Here is an 18,157-nt window from a genome sequence, read left to right as displayed (position 1 = left end):
CAATTTATCTGGCTGCTTCTGTCATTTGGCTCAATTGATGACACGCCCTAGGATTCCGATTTAATTTTTGAAAACATCCTGAGACTGAAAAGCCGATTTTATCGGGATTTTATCTAAAATATTGTTCAGATATCAAATATGATTCTTATATCAGTTTAATAATTGACTCCTTGGCTATGCCAAGAAAATCCTGCTTCTACGTGATTTCCAGGATATAGCACGCAACGGCTGCAACGAAAAAACTATTAATTAATTAAGAGTAATTATGTCAGACACCATCCGGATCGCGATCGCTACCCAATCAACTCAAGACTTGTATGAGCAAATACCTGCTACTCACCTAGTTTTCATAGACCCACAGGTTGAGAACTACCAATGTCTAGTAGCAGGTGTATTGCCGAATACTTCTGTTGTAGTCTTAGATCCCGACCAGAATGGCATTGAACAAATTAGCCAAGTGCTGGCAACTCATCGGGAAATCAATACTCTACATATTGTTTCTCACGGCGCACCAGGACAAGTCTACCTGGGGAACAGTCAACTCAGCTACGAAACCCTCAACCATTATGCTTGGCAACTCATGGACTGGGCAAATGTTTTGAGTGCAGATGCACAACTACTATTGTATGGTTGCGAAGTTGGGCAAACAGAGCAAGGTAAAGCATTTGTACAGCGTCTGAGTGAATTGACAGGTGCAGTAGTAGCGGCGTCTGATAACTTAACGGGGAGTACTGCATTAGGTGGTGACTGGGAACTGGAGGTTTCTACGAGGGCAATTGTTCCTACTCTGGCGTTTCAGCCAGAAGTAATGGCAGTTTACGCTTCAGTACTAACTGCTCCAGTCTTGGGAAAAGAAATTGCAGACCAAAAAGCCACCCCAGGTATTCTCTTCAGCTTCGCTGTACCAGATGACACTTTCGCCGATCCAGATGTCGGAGATAGCCTTACCTATACTGCAACTCTGGACAACGATACGCCTTTGCCGAATGGGCTGAAGTTCGATGCTGCTACCAAGACTTTCAGTGGTACTCCTGGGAATCAGGACGTAGGTAGTCTAAACATCAAAGTTACCGCTAAGGATGTTGGTGGAGAAACAGCCAGTGATGTGTTTAAACTCACTGTTGATACTCCTCCAGTCTTGTCCAAAGCGATCGCAGACCAACAAGGCACTCAAGGTATTCTCTTCACCTTCACTGTACCAGATGACACTTTCACTGACCCAGATGGCGGAGATACCCTTACCTACACTGCAACTCTGCCCGACGATACGCCTTTGCCGACAGGGTTGAAGTTCGATGCTGCTACTAGGACTTTCAGTGGCACTCCTGAAAATCAAGACGTAGGTAGTATAAACATCAAAGTTACCGCTCAAGATTTTGCAGGAGAGCAAGCCAGTGATGTGTTTAAAATCACGATTAATAATGTCAACGATCCTCCAGTCTTAGTAAAAGAAATTGCAGACCAACAAGTTACCGAAGACACACTTTTCAACTTCACTGTCCCAGCTGACACCTTTAGCGATGTGGATATTGGAGACATCCTCACCTACACTGCAACCCTGGAAAATGATGAGCTACTACCCACTTGGTTGAACTTCAATCCTACTACCTTTACCTTCAGTGGTACTCCTGAGAATGAGGACGTAGGTAGTTTGAATATCAAAGTCACAGCTAAGGATATTGCTGGAGAGAAAGCCAGTGATGTGTTTCAACTTACGGTTGCTGACAATACTCCTCTAGTGACAATTACAGGCGATATCTTTAGTGTCAAGACTAAGCTGAACATTAAAGATGATAAAGCAAAACTCTCAGTCAAGATTAAAAACAACACCTCTAAAGAGGTGAATGAACTAAATGTATTTACTGTTGACAATGAAGAAGGTAGGATTAACGGCATAGCCCCTGGTGCAGAAGGCTATACACAAGCGGCTCTTTTGCGTTCAAAGGTGGTTTTCTCCACTCTTGCCAATTTGCCTAATGGTTTTAATCCCGCCGACCTGAAAAACATATTAGAATTCAACTCTGATACTAAATTCAGATTTTATCTAGTATCCAACAGCACTACTCAAGCTGTAGTGTCTGGAAAAACCCCCTTCTCAAGTGTGCTTTTTTCCTCAGGTACAAATAACAACATAGAAGCTCAAGGGTTTTCTCTTAATTTTCAGAATTTGGTAGTGGATATTCAGCCAACCAATCAAGAGGTATCTTTAGGTACTGGTCTGCAAGGCGAATATCAAGGCGAACTGATTGATCTACGGAGTGTGACACAATCGGTAACAGCTGAGTTTCAAGTCAACAGAGAGGCATCTTACAATAACTTTGTCGGCTTTTATCAGGTGGCTGATGAAAATGGTGGTATCGACACCAACGGTGATGGCACGGCAGATATTCTCGTTGGCCAGGCTGGCTACGCCGAAGCTGCTGTGCGTGGCCGTGTTGCAGGCATTGACTTGACGGTAGGCAACCAAGGCAGCGCAAATTACACTGGCACTTTTGATCCGAATTCTTTGTTTGCACCATTTATTATTGTGGATGGCAGACCCGATGCGATTCTCAGTGGCAATGGCAATAAGAATGTTTACTTCACATTTTTAGGTGCTAATTCAGATAAGGTAGATCACATTCGACTATTGGGAAATAACACCTTTGGTTTTGAGGATTTACCAAATGGTGGTGACAAAGATTACAACGATGTGATTGTGCAGGTCAATTTGAGTGCCAATCTTGCCTAGTATCAAATACTAGTAATTACTTAGTAAAATCGAACAACTTCATCCCGGTTGCGGGGTGAGGTTGTTTTGTGCATAGCAATTAGATCGACTCGCTATTAATTAAAGTAGTAAATTTACTGAAGGCACTTGTTGTCTTTCCTTCATAAATTTAATAGTTGATTCCTCTAGAGTGACAAAGAGTCTTCCTCTTTCCTTTTTTAGTTAATTTTTATTAAATTAAGCTAGCAAAAAAGTGATGGAGAACTATTTCATAATTAGGGTATAGGTGGTTTTTAACGAGGAAAGCTTTTGTCTTTCGCCATTAGTAATATTGTCAATCCCTGTATTCAAGAATTTGTCAAAAATAATTTAGAAATTTAAAGTTTTTTTTATTACATAATTTTAACTAGGATATTTACTTAGGAAAGCATCTGTGATATTTTCATGTTGACTATCATAAAGCAAAATAGGCAACCTAAATTTAACAACTACTTTTATGTGTTTTGGTTTGATAATGAGTATCCATCTTGTATAGTTGCAATACTAAAATATTAATTTTAATTTTGTATAAATTATACAAGTAGGTCGGCAGAATAAAACCAAACTATATTAACAAAAATGAACGAGGCTAAAATCCTCTTCCCTCCTGCCTTCTGCCTCACTTCTCCTGTCAAAGAGGCTGCGCCAACGACTAGGCTCAGTGACCACCTGCCTCCTGCCTTATCCCAATGACAAATATTTACGCCTACTTAGCGTTAACCAAGTGATAACTTGTCCTCGATCTATTTACAGTATGCTTAATTTGGAAAAATGCATAACAATCGTCACCCTGTGATATAAATACAGGTCTGCAATTAAACGAACTTGCTCTCTGTGCTTTTACACATTTAAACACCTAAATCCCCCAGAAGTATTGTTACTGCTGGCATAAAACCAAACACTGCCACTGTTAGTAAAAGAGATACTCCCTAATATTTTCCACTTAATTCCTCACTTTAACTTGTTTTATATGACTTATATTAAGAACACTTTTCCCGAATTTCTCACCGCCCTAGAGGGGTTTGAGCAGTTGCCAGATGGAGCGATCGCTAATCTATCAGAACAACTGCAAGCCTGGCGCTATCGCATAGGCCAGAAAATCATCGGTAAAGAAAGTCTCCCGGAACGCATCACGATCATTTATGAGGGACAAGTGCGCTTGTTAGGATACGACCCTCAGACGCAATTGCCAATTACCCTAAAATTACTACAACCTGGGGAAATTATCGGCGAAATCAGTTTGTTACGCGATGTCGCCTGTGAAACAGCGATCGCTTCCACCGAAGTAGTATGTTTAACCTTGAGTGCATCAGCATATTTTAGCTTTCTGGCTTCATACCCAGCTTTTGCCGAAGCTCGGAAGAACCGCAGTTATTTGGTAGAAGTTTTCGATATTCTCGCTTCCTATTGGCAAAAGCAAGCGATCGCCACTTTAAATCTTAGAGAACTGACAGAAAAAGCCTTACCCCAGGCGAAAATACATTATCTCCCTTCCGGAAAAACTCCCTTCCACCAACTGGATAGCAAAAGCGTTTGGTTTGTGAGTGGCGGTGGTACAGTCACGAATTTCTCACCTGGCGATCGCCTAGAACCAGACGATGACAGAGACAAAATTCAGGTCATCGGTCAAAACCCCGGACGGTTGCTTGGTATACATCCGTCAGATTTGATCTTAGAAGATAGTCATGAGATAGAACTTGCAATAACTGAAACTAGAGTAGATAGAGATAGCGCTGACGACTTAGATATTATTCCCTACGCATCAGACGAAATAGTTCCACAACCAGCCCCCCAAAACTCAAATAATTCGTCAAAACAAAAATACCCATTTTTTGGCGGTAAAGGAGAATTAAATTCAACCTTCGCCTGCTTCCAAATGATCGCGAAACACCTAGAAATGCCGTTTCGTCGCGAGGTGGTTCGCCGTATCTTAACTGAGCAAATCAAGCGTCAGGGGACTATATCGTTTCAAGTTACTGCTTACTTGGCAGAATTAATTGGACTGAAGGCGCAGTTGATAGAGTTACCAGTCGCTTCAGTCACGCGCATTCCGACACCTGCGCTAATTCGCTACGGCGATAATTTTGCCGTTTTATATGCAGTGGATGCCAATACCGCGGTTGTGGGTGTGCCATCCAAAGGAATTGTGCGCTGCAAAGTAGCTCAATTGGTTGAACAATTAGATGTCGATCCAACTGATTTTCCGCCCAAAGTTCGGGTATTACTGCTGACTGCGACCAATCAAACACCCCAAGAACGCTTTAGTTTACGGTGGTTTCTGCCTTATTTATCAAAGCACCGTCGAGTCCTAATCGAGGTCTTTATCGCTTCCTTTTTCGTGCAGTTGGCAGCGTTAGCAAATCCGCTAGTTGTTCAGTTAATTATCGACAAAGTTATCACTCAAAATAGTATTGGCACACTACATATTTTGGGTGTTTTGCTCTTAGTCGTTGGACTATTTGAAGCAGTACTAACTACCTTAAGAACCTACTTATTTGTCGATACCACAAACCGGATCGATATGGGTTTAGGGTCGCAAATAATTGACCACTTACTACGCCTACCACTGCGCTATTTTGAACGCCGACCGGTGGGTGAACTTTCCACTCGCATCAACGAATTAGAAAATATCCGCCAATTCTTGACTGGTACTGCTTTAACAGTCGGATTAGATGCTTTGTTTTCGCTGGTCTATATCGGTGTGATGCTGATTTATAGTTGGCAACTCACGTTAGTCGGCTTAAGCACAATTCCAATATTTGTGATTATCACCTTAGTTGCTTCTCCCACGATTAGTAGACAGTTACGTGCCAAAGCCGAACGCAACGCCGAAACTCAATCTTATTTAGTGGAGGTGATGTCAGGAATTCAAACTGTAAAAGCGCAAAATATTGAATTGCGATCGCGCTTTTCCTGGCAAGAGCGTTACGCCCGATTTGTCGCCGCTGGTTTTAAAACAGTTGTGACTTCTACCCTGGCTAACTCTACTAGTAACTTTCTCAACAAACTCAGCAGCTTACTAGTTTTGTGGGTAGGAGCTTATTTAGTACTGCAACAAGAATTAACTTTAGGCGAATTAATTGCCTTTAGGATTATATCGGGTTATGTCACCAGCCCAATATTACGTTTAGCTCAACTTTGGCAAAGCTTCCAAGAAACTGCCTTATCTCTGGAGCGTTTAAGCGATATTGTCGATACGCCACAAGAAGGAGAAACAGACCGCTACAATATACCCTTACCCACGATTAAGGGAGCTGTAAAATACGAAAATGTTTCCTTCCGGTTTGGCACAAGTGGCCCTCTACAACTTTCTAATGTCAACCTGGAATTTGCGCCAGGTAAATTTATCGGCATTGTCGGGCAAAGTGGATCTGGAAAAAGTACGATGATGAAATTACTGCTGAGACTTTACGAAACTGAGTCTGGCAGAATTTTGATTGATGGTTATGACATCGCCAAAGTGGAACTTTATTCGTTGCGACGACAAATTGGCGTAGTTCCCCAAGAGACATTATTGTTTGACGGCAGCGTTCAAGAAAATATTGCCCTAACCAATCCCGATGCCACAACCGAAGAAATTATCGAAGCGGCTCAGGTTGCTTGCGCCCACGAGTTTATCATGAACTTACCAAACGGTTATAATACGCGGGTGGGAGAACGGGGTTCTGCACTTTCAGGTGGACAACGACAAAGAATTGCGATCGCTCGTTCTGTTTTACAACGACCAAAATTATTAGTTTTAGACGAAGCAACTAGCGCATTAGACTATCCCACAGAACGGCAAATATGTCTCAATTTAGCCAAAGCATTTAAGGGCGATACAGTATTTTTTATTACCCACCGACTGAATACTGTCAGTAATGCAGATATGATTGTTGTGATGGATAACAGCAGGGTTATAGAACAAGGTAGCCATCAAGAATTAATGGCTACCAAGGGTCATTATTATTACCTGTATCAGCAACAAGATGTAAACTTGTAATTAGTCATTCTTGAGGGCAAAGGTTTTTGGCATCGGGAAACATTGCCCAACCCACAAAAAATTCAAAATCGTTCGACTGAACGCTCACGACAAGTCCAAAACCCAAAATCGTTATGACTCAACTTAATGGGAATCACCTCAACGGCAATCACAAAAACGGCAATCACAAAAATGGAGTGAAGCACGATTCACACGTACTCACAAAACAACAAAAAGCTGCTCAAGAGTCTTTAACTCACTTAAACAATCTGGAATTTGAGCAATCTATTGTCTTGCGCCAATCTCCAATTTGGTCGCGTACAATCATGATTACACTAGTGGGGCTAGCCTGCTTTGGTATTGGTTGGACTTATTTTGCAAAAATTGAGCAAGTAGTGCCAGCAACCGGGCAATTAAAACCTCAAGGAACAGTCAAAGAAGTTCAAGCTCCTGTAAGTGGAGTAGTGAAAACAGTTAATGTAAAAGATGGACAAGAAGTGAAGCCAAGTGATTTACTGCTAACTTTTGATTCCATAGCCTCTGTTGCCGAATTAAATTCTTTGAATAAAATTCGCCTTGCATTAATGAAAGAAAACCAGATTTATCGGCGATTGATGAATGCAAGCACGGCTACTGGCTCGGAACTGTTCTATTTGCGCGGTAATTTGCCACAAGAAACTGCTTTTCTACTAAAAAGTCGGGCAGCATTAGTAGCAGAAAATGAATTATTTCGCACTCAATTAAAAAATTCTGGTCAAGATTCTGGAGTAGGAATTGATGAACAACAACTTCTACGAGTTGCCAAACAAGAATTAGACTCTCGGTCTTCCGCAGCGCGATTAGAAGTAGAAAAGACCAAAAAACAACTGCTTCAAAATCAAATTAAGCTAGAAGATAGTAAATCAAGTTTAGCCATTCAAGAGGGAATTTTAAATAAGCTGAAGATATTAGCAGAAGAAGGTGGAATTTCTCAACTTCAGTATCTCAATCAGCAACAAGAAGTTCAAAACCGCACCGCAGAAGTAGCCCAACTAGGTGAAGAACTGAAACGTCTCCAGTTTGATATCGAAAAAGGACAACAAGAGTTAAGCAATACGGTGGCTGTTTCTGATAAAAACATTTTGGATAAGATAGCTCAGAACAAACAACAGATTGCTACAATCGATAGCCAATTCATGAAAGTTGTGCTGGAAAATGAGCAGCGTTTGGCAGATGTCAATAGTAAAATATCTCAATCACAGTTAAACGTTAAATATCAAGAACTCCGCGCACCTGTAGCTGGAACAGTTTTCGATTTGCAAGCAAAAAATCCCGGATTTGTCGCAACTCCAACTACAAAACTGTTGCAAATTGTCCCCAAGGAAAACTATATCGCTGAAGTTTTCATCACTAACAAAGATATTGGGTTTGTGCGAAAAGGTATGAAAGTAGATGTCAGAATTGACTCCTTTCCTTACAGCGAGTTTGGGGATATTAAGGGAAAAGTAACTGAGATAGGTTCAGACGCATTACCGCCAGACCAAACCCATCAGTTTTACAGGTTTCCGGCAAAAGTCTCATTAGATAGACAATCCCTAGTGATTAAGGACAAAAAAGTTAACTTGCAATCAGGTATGTCCATCAGTGCCAATATAAAAGTGCGCGAAGAACGGACTGTGCTTAGTTTATTCACTGAAATGTTTACCAAGCAAGTTGATGCTCTTAAACAGGTACGATGAAGAAAGTTGAGTTAAAAGATTGCAGTGGCTCTACAAGGGAAGTTGCTCCTTCACCAAGTAGATTTGTACTGAGTACTTTTTCTCTCTTAGCACTTAGCAAGCAGCACTCTTCATAATGGTTAATTTTCAACGCATCGAACCTGCTCCCGGACAAGAATCAGTTTGGGATTACCCCCGTCCTCCTCTTTTGGAGGACACAACCAAACATATCCAAATAATCTTTAATGGAGTAGTAATTGTAGATACTCACAGCGCCAAACGTGTTTTAGAAACCAGTCATCCTCCTTCTTACTACATTCCCCCAGCAGATATCAAAATGGAATATCTACAGATGACTCCGCAATCTAGCTTTTGTGAGTGGAAGGGAAGTGCTGGTTACTACACAATCCGAGTTGGCGATAAACAAGTCCATAATGCTGCTTGGTTCTACCCCAAACCCACACCAGCCTTTGAATCTATCAAGGACTATGTAGCTTTTTATGCTCATTTAATGGATAAATGCTACGTTAATGGCGAAGAGGTGCAACCACAACCAGGTAACTTCTACGGCGGTTGGATAACCAGTGATATTGTTGGGCCATTTAAAGGCGCTCCTGGTACTTGGGGATGGTGAGTCAAACCCTGCGGGGAATTCAAAATTCAAAATTCAAAATTCAAAATTGAAGACCTCACGGATAAATCTAAGGGCTTGAATTAATGTTGTTGCTTTGCATTTTTTCTTTTCCATAAATAAATTCAGGGGCTTGTATCCTTTTTTTTTTGGTCAACGTAGTAGCGCGATATGCTTAAAATGTTGGGTTTCAAAAACTTACGAAAACCAAAATTTAATAATTAACAGAATTACTCAACCCAATAAATTAAGCTTGCTGTGCTACTACTACTAAATAAACCAAGTTTTATGAAATCTGAAAAAATCCTGTTTTTGGGATTACTGGATTGAGGTTATGGCTACCTAGCAGGTTTTCTTTCAAACATCAAATACGTGCCTCCTAATCCTTCCACAATTGTGCGTGTATTGGCAATCATCATTTTCTGATAAGTGTCCGCGTCGCTTCCTGGTTCACCAAGTCCCTCAGAATACAGCTTTCTGTCAGAAATGTCCACTTCAGCTTTTCTGGCTACAGATTGAATCAAATTAGGATTAATTTCCTCTTCAGCAAAAATTGTTGATACCTTAGCTTGTTTAATGTTGGTAGCCAAATTATTGACTCGTTCGGTTGTCAAGTTTTCTTTAGTACTAATACTTTGCAATCCTCCGGTCAATGAAATCCGGTATGCTTTGGCGTAATAACTCAGTGCATCAGAGGTTGTAACCAACTTACGTTCTTTGATAGGAATACTGGCAATTCTTGACTTAATCCAGCTATCTAGTTGAGTGAGTTCATTGGTAATTTTTTTAGTATTACTGCTATAAGCCTCTGCATCACTAGATTGTAATTTTCTCAACTTACTATTAATTACCTCTACCATTCTGATAGCATTTTTGGTATTGTGCCAAACATGAGGATCGGTTACATTCTTACCATCTGCCTGAAATTTTTGTGGCTTGGGTACTGCCAGTTGAGCGACGGCTATTTTTAGTGTAGGGTTTTTAGTCGCTTTAATTAACTCGATCAGATTTGGTTCAAAATTGTAACCATTATAAAGAATAAGATTAGCTTGTTCAATGGCTTTACGATCTTCCGGTTTTGGTTTATAAAATTGGGGGTCGGCAGTAGGGGAAATTAAGCAGGTGAGGTTAACTGTATTTCCAGCAATCTGCCTGGTTAAGTCACACAGTACGCTTGTAGTCGCTACAACTTGGGGAAGATTCTCATTTACCTGGGTGTTAGTCTGAGTGAATGTAGTGCTTACAGCTTGATTTCGACATCCAACAAATCCAATTGTCAAGGCAGCAAGAATAACTGGGAAGAAATTATTCAGTGGTGATTTTTTTGACATCCTCAACTCCTACTGGATGTGTAAAAAAAGATAATCATTATTGGTAAAGTATTAGTAAAATACCAAGGGAAAGTCTTCAGCGGGGAAGAGATTAAGGGCTGAGGGGGAAGCCTTCGGCAAAGAAAGGGGTAAACGTTAAGAGAAGAGGAATTAAGAGACTTTCTCCTCTATCACTTATCTGTTTCCCAAGTCCACACCCAGCAATTTTTGGTTGGCGATCCACTAGTGAGGTTTTTACAGGCAAAATATTAGTTAACTGCACACGACAGACTGGAAAACTGGTAAAGGTAGGAGCACAATAATAAAGGCAATGCTGGGGAGTCTCCAAGGAGTGTAGTGTAGTTCTCTCACCATCTGTTGAAGGGTCTATACCATTGTGCTTACATCCCACAAAGCTCGCAAATTGACTAGGATTATTAGGTTAAGGAATGGGAGGTAGTAATGATGGGGCTTATGGAGCATACGGGTTGATTTCGCAAACCGAGTCGTGAATCTAAGGCAATTGTAGCTGTGGTTTTGCGAGGTGTGGACATATCATTGTTACAAAATTGGCAAATTGGCGATTTTTTAGCCATCAGCCTTTTTTACACTAATTTTGACCTAGTAAAGCCTTTCAATATCGCTTAGAGCATTATCTAACTACTTTTTATTGCCAGAATTCAGGATGTACTTGGTGCCATAAATTTTATCTTTTAGTTTCTTCATCATTAAATAAGAGCCAAATCAAGTATATAGAACAATTCCTCAAAGCTAATATTGGTCATGATAAATAATGGTAATTTTAGTTGTCATAATTAACACCCTGATTTCACTGATACTAATTTATGTGGCTTGGCGGGTGTGGCAACTTAAGCACCAGCTAGCATACATAGCAGATAGGTTAACCGCCTATGAAAGTTGTACCAATGCAGCCTTGAATAAAGCACCCGAAAATATTTATCTCAGCCAACAGAATATTTATAACTTACGGCAGAGAAATCAAGCGCTACAAATGCAAATTCAACAAGTGCGGCAAATTATCAGTTTACTTTTGCTAGGGCGGCAAATCTGGCAGCGTTATTTTCTGAAGCTAGAGTTAATATCTCGGAAAAGAACAGTTGCAAAATGAGTGATGTCAGGTTCACATGAACATTTATGATTAAGGCTGACGGGGAACACAAGAGAAAGATCCCTAGTAAGATCCCATAGGGTGCATTGGCTTCTAGCGTAGGCATAGCCCGCACTTCGACAAAGCTCAGTGACCACCGCAGGCATCGCTTCCCCTTTCCATACCCTCAAAGCTTGTTATTAAGAGCGTCCCTTCAGTAGAAGGGTACGGAACTACCCAAGACATAACACAAAAAGATGCCCACCAGAGGTATCAAAACTTTGGGAAATACGGGGAGTTTTGAATTACAAGTAATTAATGTTTTTAGTATTAATGAATAAAAGCAACATTTCTGGCTGATATTTTGTCACCATAGATTAACTGAATAAAATCGGTTGAGTCTTACAAGGGGAGAAAACCCACCTAAAATGGGTGTAAGGAGAGAAACAATAACATGTCTAATAACCGTTCTGGAGTATTTTTTGGCGGTTTGATGCTGGGAGCTACAATCGGTGCTTTGACTGGTTTACTCGTGGCTCCACGCACAGGGCGCGAAACGCGTAAAATTTTGAAAAAATCTGCTAATGCTATCCCAGAATTGGCAGAAGATTTATCAGTGAGTGTGCAAATTCAGGCAGATCGTCTCTCTGCTAGCGCACTACGAAACTGGGATGAGACTTTAGATCGATTACGGGAAGCGATCGCAGCAGGCGTAGATGCCAGCCAGCGAGAAAGCCAAGTCTTGAAGCGACAAACATCTGTTAAAGACTCAGATTCGCTTCCCCAGCAATTAGAACGCTCATAAATGACATAACCGTGATTGAACCCCTGTTTTGGTTGGGACTTTCCTTACTTTTAGTCGCCACAAGCTTGACTGCGGTTTTAGTGGCGGCGATACCGGCTTTGCAGGAGTTAGCACGCGCGGCTCGCAGTGCAGAAAAGCTATTTGATACTCTCTCGCGGGAGTTACCACCCACTCTAGAAGCTATCCGCGTAACTGGTTTGGAAATCACTGACTTAACTGGTGATGTCAGCGAGGGCGTAAAAAGTGCTAGTCAGGTTGTGAAACAAGTCGATCAAAGCTTTGATAGTGCAAGAATTCAGGCTCAAAATCTGCAAGTAAGTACACGCAGCATCTTTGTGGGCGCGAAAGCTGCTTGGAGAAACTTCACGCGCCAAAAACCCACAAGGCGAACAAGCGATCGCTTACCAACCAATGAAAAACCACCACTAACGTTGCGAGAACGAGAAGTGTTAAGGCAAGAAAATCGCCGAATCAAAGCAGAAGTGTACCGCGCTAATGACGGTTATAACGATGCCACTAGCTGGGAAAACAATTTTGATGACGAAGATTGAGTAGAAAAAGGGCATTGGGTATTGCTTATCTTCCTTGTTGCGGGTATCAAGATCAGCTATAGCTCTATGCTAAAAATCAAACCCAAGATGACAGCGAAAAGGTTCTCACCTGTTGAATTCGCAAAAATGACAAAATGCACCTTACCTTTATACATCCTGAAGGCTACTCTCCACTCCCCAAAAACCTTTTGCTTTGATCCCCTAGATTAGAGTAAAGTAAACAAGTGTAAAGGACTATCATTTTTCTAGTACTCTTTTAAAACAACTTGTTCGCTTTTACCGTTAATATTTGTATAAAAACGTCCATGCAATCTTGTTTTTGGCGACGAATTCTAGTATCTATTGCAGTATTTTTTCTGGCTGGGTCAATTTGGATGATGCATTCTCCCCCAGCATTGGCTTATGACAATCCTGAGTTACTTCCTGACACCTTTACCCCAGTTGTAGATTTAGCTAAATCTCTGCCTGTACTGCAAGAAGAAAAGCTTGTCAAAGATTTAGAGCAGTTTGAAGCCGACACGGGCTGGAAATTGCGAGTCTTAACCCAATATGACCGCACCCCAGGTCGCGCGGTGATCAAATATTGGGGTTTGGATGACAAAAGTATTCTACTCGTTGCCGATTCTCGCGGCGGTAACATCCTCAGTTTTAGCGTCGGCGATGCTGTTTATAAACTTTTACCTCGGACTTTTTGGATAGAACTGCAAACTCGCTTCGGTAATTTGTATTTTGTCCGCGAGCAAGGCGAAGACCAAGCCATTCTACAAGCCTTAGAATCCGTTAAAGGCTGTTTGCTCAAAGGGGGTTGTAATGTTGTCCCCGGACTACCACGAGAGCAGTGGATTCTCACCTTGATTACCTCAATTATTGGTGGGGTGATTTGTGGATTTGCAGCTCAACCCCGCCAAAAAGGACAAGTTTTTGCTTGGCAATGGGCTTTAATTTTCTCACCTTTGTGGGGAATTTTGTTTATTGCCTTCGGCATTGGGCCAGTTGTGACACGTACAAGCGACTGGTTGCCTTTAGTTCGCAATATCTCTGGGTTTCTCATTGGCGTCTTGGTTGCCTACCTATCTCCTATTTTCAATCGGTCTTCTTCTAGCAATGAGTTATGAGTGAGTAGTTAGGAGTGAATAGTTTAATTAACTTATAACTCCTAACTCCTAACTCCTAACTCTTAACTCTCTGAAGCTGATAAGCTGAAAGCTAATATTTGAGAAGCTCAACAAAAATGGAATGGCACGTAACTGATGCTCAAAGTTTAGCAATCATTGATAGTGAAATTGGCGATCATGTCTTTTCACCCGCAGAGTATGAGATTGTGCGTCGGGTAATCTACGCCACGGCTGACTTTGAGTATAAGTCTTTGATTCGCTTTTCTGAGCGTGCCTTGCAAGCTGGAGCAGCAGCGCTAGCCGCACGTACCACGATTGTGGTAGATGTCCCGATGGTACAAGTAGGTATTGCCTACGATATTCAAAATACCTTTGCGAATCCAGTGTATTGCAGCATGGAAGCTCTCACACGCCCTCAAAAAGAAAAGACTCGCGCAGCATGGGGAATAGAAACCTTAGCAAAGCGTTATCCAGAGGGAATTTTTGTGGTGGGTCAAGCGCAAACGGCCCTGACTGCACTGCTGGATTTAATTGAACTTGAGGAAATTAGACCTGCTTTAACGATCGCAACTCCAGTGGGATTTGTAAATGTTGATGAAGCTAAGGAGCGTTTACAAGACTCTCTAGTGCCTCACATTATAATTGACGGCCGCAAAGGTAATGCAGTTGTAGCAGCTGCGATCGTTGATGGGTTGGTAGACTTAGCTTGGCAAGCCTATGGACAAGATAGAAATCGGGGGAGCTAGGAAAGTCGACTCTATTATTATATTTTGTATCCAAAAGAGTATTCATCAATCATTGAATATGCTGATATTTTTCTGAAGTCGTGCCGTTAAAGGAGCCTTTTCTTGTGGTAATTCAAGGTTTCAATTTAAGTGCATATCTTACAATTCCTGTGGTATTAAGTCTTTTAGCTGATGGAGAAGGAATAAAAGTATCTTTAGTTAAAAACGTTCGTCAGGTATCTACTAACAAAGAAATTATCCTATCCAACCGTCAGCTAATTAGCACTAGCGCAACTCCAAAAACATACTATGTTAGTGGTGTTGGAAATGACACAAATAGCGGACTCTCTATTTCATCCGCCTTTAGAACAATTCAAAAGGCAGCAAATCTGACTAACCCTGGCGATACAGTATTGATTATGAACGGAGTGTACACAAATTTAATAAAAGCTGGTAGTGCAGTAAGTATTAGACGTTCTGGAACTGCAAATGCATGGATTAAGTATAAAGCATATCCTGGTCATTTCCCAAAAATTCAGCACAATACATGGAACGGTATCTCGATTTCAAATGGAGCTTCATATATAGAGATAAATGGCCTGGAGGTGATAGGAAATAATGCCAATATAACCCTTGATTATGCGATGAGTCAGAAGACTAACAAACAAAACCCGCTAACAAATGGAAACTGCATCAGTGTGGATGGACGAACAAATGGTCATAGTCACCATATACGTATTGTCAACAACAAGGTACATAAGTGTGGAGGAGCAGGCATTTCCGCTATTCAATCGGATTATGTGACAATAAATAATAACGAAGTGTTCGATAATGCCTGGTATAGCGTTTATGGTACCAGTGGCATTTCAATTTTGAATAGTTGGAACTCTGACAATAAGCGGGGATACAAGATGTTTGTTACTAACAACAAAACCTACAACAATCGTATGTATATCCCTTGGATTGCAGTCGGAAAGATCACAGACGGTAATGGTATTATTATCGATAGTTCTAGAAACGATCAAAATAACTCCAAATTGGATGCGTATAAAGGATACACTTTAGTTCAAAATAATCTTGCATTTAATAATGGTGGGTCGGGTATTCATGCATTTTTAAGCGAGCATGTTGATATTGTAAATAACACAGCTGTTTTAAATAATCAAAGTCCAGAACTTAATGGCGGGCAAATATTTGCTTATACATCATCTGATGTCAGAATTCTCAGGAACATTCTTTATGCTTTTCCTGGAAAAAATATTAATAATAAGACTAAAAATAAAAACGTTATTTATGATTATAATATCTACATGAATAGCTCTAAAATAAATGTTAAAGGGCCTCATGATATTGTTGCAGGCTCACAATTTTTAAGCAAGTATCCCACTCTAAAAAAAATATCTGGCAATTGGAAATCGCGGTTAGATAAACAAAATCCGCCGACACAGCCTTATGTAGAATCTAAGTCGGCAGGTTTTGCCTGTGGAACGGTGACTTATCGCTTGCAAGGAAAACTCATCAAAGTGGGATGCTCTCGTTAGCAATCACTTGTCGGTTAAGGGGGAAAGGGGAAAGGGGAAGGTGGGGTCCCCTCTGGGGATAAGGGGCAGGGGGAAAAGGAAATAAAAAACCTTTAACCCTTACCCTTTAACTCTTTCCCAAAACCAAACTTTGGGTTCAAAATGCTTAACCGAGTAGTATTGGGATTACCTCTTCAATCCTCTACTCTACGACGCCGCCGACGCGGCTTTTGTTGTTGGTCTTCACGCAAGCGACGACCGACTTCGTTAAAGAAATCTCGCCGCAGAAAAGGATAATCGCTAACCCACAGGTCACGATTGGGAAAGTATATATCGCTGAATTCATCAATACTGCTCAAATCTGGGCGATTGGACATCACTACCATTTCTGCAATTTGACCGCGAGTAATAACTTTGTGGGCAGGACGCAATGGTGCTACAAATTCAATGCTAAATCCTGTATCATCACCTATCTCTAAATTTATCTGTTTTTCTCGGTTTTCCACAATCACCAATTCGCCTTTGTTGTTGACTGTTTCGGTTTTACCTATTAACTGGTCTGTAATCCACCAATCTAGGACTCGACCACGGAAAAAGCCGCCGTATTTATAACGGCGGCATTGTAAATTCCGCATACTTGCTTGAAACACTGGATACCACAGCCAAAAAAAAGCGCTAATTATCCCGAACACAAATACTATTGAAGCAAACTCAAGCTTGAAAATAACTGTTATAAGCAAAATAACAACTACCGCAACTACAGAAATTAACAGCCGTTGCAAAAAATTTGAGAACTTCCCCCAGTAGTACTTGTACTGCAAACCAGTGGCAATTAGGGGGACAACTTGTTCAAATTTCTGGCGAGTCAGTGGTACTAACATGAGTGCTAAGTAATGAATGCTCAATAGTAAGTTTAAAGTATCTTTTCTAATCCATATACTAACGACTTTAGCGCTAAGACTTTGCGAATCGCTAGTAGCACTCCTGGCATATAACAAGCGCGATCGCTCGTATCATGTCGTAAAGTATAAATCTGTCCTGCTGCGCCAAAAATCACTTCCTGGTGGGCAATCAATCCCGGCAAGCGGACGCTATGAATTCTAATTCCTTCATCTGCTACACTGCCTCTAGCTCCTGCTAATTTTTCCGTTTCTTCTACAAGAGCAGGGTTAAAAGTTTTACCCAATTCTCCTAATAACTGCGCTGTTTGAATCGCAGTACCGCTGGGAGCATCAGCTTTTTGATTGTGATGGAGTTCGATAATTTCCACATGGTCAAAATATTTTGAGGCTGCGATCGCGGCTTGTTGCAACAGTATCATGCCAATGGAAAAATTAGGAATAATTAGGCAACCAGTGCTAGCTTTGTCGGCAAAATCTGCCAAATCTTGAATTTGTTCTGGACTTAACCCAGTAGTGCCGACTACAGGACGAATACCGTAAGCGATCGCACTACGAATATTGTCATAAACTGAATCGGGATGGGTAAAGTCTACAATCACTCCTGGAGGAGACTGTCTGTCGCCAGCCACATACCCCAACATCGGTTCTAATTGATTGGTAATCGGCACTTCCAAAGGTTCGCTTAAACCCGCCAACTCCCCGGCATCTTTATCTTGATGTTCTAAACTGTAGTCAATTGCACCCACTAGGTTTAAGTCAGGCGCTTGTGCTACCGCCTTAACCACTTCGCGGCCCATTTTGCCGGCAGCACCGTTGACAATAACCGGTATAGGAGCTTGATTCGTCATAAGTCGAGAAATACTTTTTGAGTCAACAAAGGAATTGTAAAGACTTTCGCGATCTAGTAGCTAGCTTCTCAAATCTCTGGCTTAATTCCACCTACCCTGAATTGTGCAACTAATCCCTTAGTTTTTCTACTCCCCAAAACATCGGTTCTCGTTTTTATTGCACTATCCACCCAGTAACCCGTTTTATTTGCCGATCGTACTGTTTTGATAAGTATTCCTTATAAAATATATCAGC

The 18,157-nt window shown here is 41.2% G+C and carries 13 protein-coding genes; 10 read left to right on the top strand and 3 right to left on the bottom strand.

All coding sequences use genetic code 11. The annotated features are described in order from the left end of the window. The first annotated feature begins 265 nt into the window (after nt 1–265). The 4 genes from RM368_RS24930 (at nt 266) to RM368_RS24915 (ending at nt 9,041) form a co-directional block, all read left to right on the top strand. Nucleotides 266–2,731, top strand: coding sequence for a putative Ig domain-containing protein (locus RM368_RS24930; protein WP_322696522.1), 2,466 nt, complete (start codon nt 266–268; stop codon nt 2,729–2,731). Nucleotides 2,732–3,719: 988 nt separating this feature from the next. Continuing rightward, entirely contained in the window at nt 3,720–6,731 is a 3,012-nt protein-coding gene (locus RM368_RS24925) for a peptidase domain-containing ABC transporter (protein ID WP_322696521.1), read from the top strand. A gap of 113 nt (nt 6,732–6,844) precedes the next feature. Further along, on the top strand, nt 6,845–8,428 hold the full coding sequence (locus tag RM368_RS24920) for an HlyD family efflux transporter periplasmic adaptor subunit (RefSeq protein WP_322696520.1): 1,584 nt from the start codon (nt 6,845–6,847) through the stop codon (nt 8,426–8,428). Nucleotides 8,429–8,543: 115 nt separating this feature from the next. Continuing rightward, complete coding sequence (locus RM368_RS24915) at nt 8,544–9,041, top strand: DUF427 domain-containing protein (protein WP_322696519.1); 498 nt, start codon at nt 8,544–8,546, stop codon at nt 9,039–9,041. A 335-nt stretch (nt 9,042–9,376) separates the two neighbouring features. Here RM368_RS24915 and RM368_RS24910 read toward each other — a convergent pair whose 3' ends face one another. Next, nucleotides 9,377–10,369 (bottom strand): metal ABC transporter solute-binding protein, Zn/Mn family, encoded by a 993-nt coding sequence (locus RM368_RS24910; protein WP_322696518.1) that lies wholly within the window; start codon nt 10,367–10,369, stop codon nt 9,377–9,379. Between the two features lie 772 nt (nt 10,370–11,141). On the opposite strand from RM368_RS24910, the gene RM368_RS24905 reads away from it, so the two are divergent. The 6 genes from RM368_RS24905 to RM368_RS24880 all read left to right on the top strand — a co-directional run bounded on the left by RM368_RS24905 (nt 11,142) and on the right by RM368_RS24880 (nt 16,193). Next, nucleotides 11,142–11,477 (top strand): hypothetical protein, encoded by a 336-nt coding sequence (locus RM368_RS24905; protein WP_322696517.1) that lies wholly within the window; start codon nt 11,142–11,144, stop codon nt 11,475–11,477. Between the two features lie 433 nt (nt 11,478–11,910). Further along, the gene (locus RM368_RS24900) at nt 11,911–12,261 is read left to right on the top strand and encodes a YtxH domain-containing protein (protein WP_322696516.1); all 351 of its coding nucleotides are present in this window, start codon (nt 11,911–11,913) and stop codon (nt 12,259–12,261) included. 11 nt (nt 12,262–12,272) lie between these two features. Beyond that, nucleotides 12,273–12,812, top strand: coding sequence for a DUF948 domain-containing protein (locus tag RM368_RS24895; RefSeq protein WP_322696515.1), 540 nt, complete (start codon nt 12,273–12,275; stop codon nt 12,810–12,812). Nucleotides 12,813–13,117: 305 nt separating this feature from the next. Further along, nucleotides 13,118–13,927, top strand: coding sequence for a TPM domain-containing protein (locus tag RM368_RS24890; protein WP_322696514.1), 810 nt, complete (start codon nt 13,118–13,120; stop codon nt 13,925–13,927). A gap of 116 nt (nt 13,928–14,043) precedes the next feature. Next, the gene (locus RM368_RS24885) at nt 14,044–14,673 is read left to right on the top strand and encodes a precorrin-8X methylmutase (RefSeq protein ID WP_322696513.1); all 630 of its coding nucleotides are present in this window, start codon (nt 14,044–14,046) and stop codon (nt 14,671–14,673) included. A gap of 104 nt (nt 14,674–14,777) precedes the next feature. Then, nucleotides 14,778–16,193 carry a right-handed parallel beta-helix repeat-containing protein gene (locus tag RM368_RS24880; protein ID WP_322696512.1) on the top strand — a complete coding sequence of 472 codons (1,416 nt, stop codon included), beginning with the start codon at nt 14,778–14,780 and terminating at the stop codon, nt 16,191–16,193. 173 nt (nt 16,194–16,366) lie between these two features. Here RM368_RS24880 and RM368_RS24875 read toward each other — a convergent pair whose 3' ends face one another. Further along, on the bottom strand, nt 16,367–17,053 hold the full coding sequence (locus RM368_RS24875; protein WP_322696511.1) for a phosphate ABC transporter permease: 687 nt from the start codon (nt 17,051–17,053) through the stop codon (nt 16,367–16,369). Nucleotides 17,054–17,085: 32 nt separating this feature from the next. Beyond that, nucleotides 17,086–17,922: a 4-hydroxy-tetrahydrodipicolinate reductase gene (dapB, locus tag RM368_RS24870; RefSeq protein WP_322696510.1), complete on the bottom strand. Its 837-nt coding sequence runs from the start codon at nt 17,920–17,922 to the stop codon at nt 17,086–17,088. Nucleotides 17,923–18,157 lie beyond the last annotated feature (235 nt).

Source organism: Nostoc sp. DedSLP03, assembly GCF_034530815.1.
In the GTDB taxonomy this organism is placed as follows: Bacteria; Cyanobacteriota; Cyanobacteriia; order Cyanobacteriales; family Nostocaceae; genus Nostoc.
The sequence above is the reverse complement of the archived record's forward strand: the minus strand, read 5'-3'. Positions and strand labels throughout refer to the sequence as shown.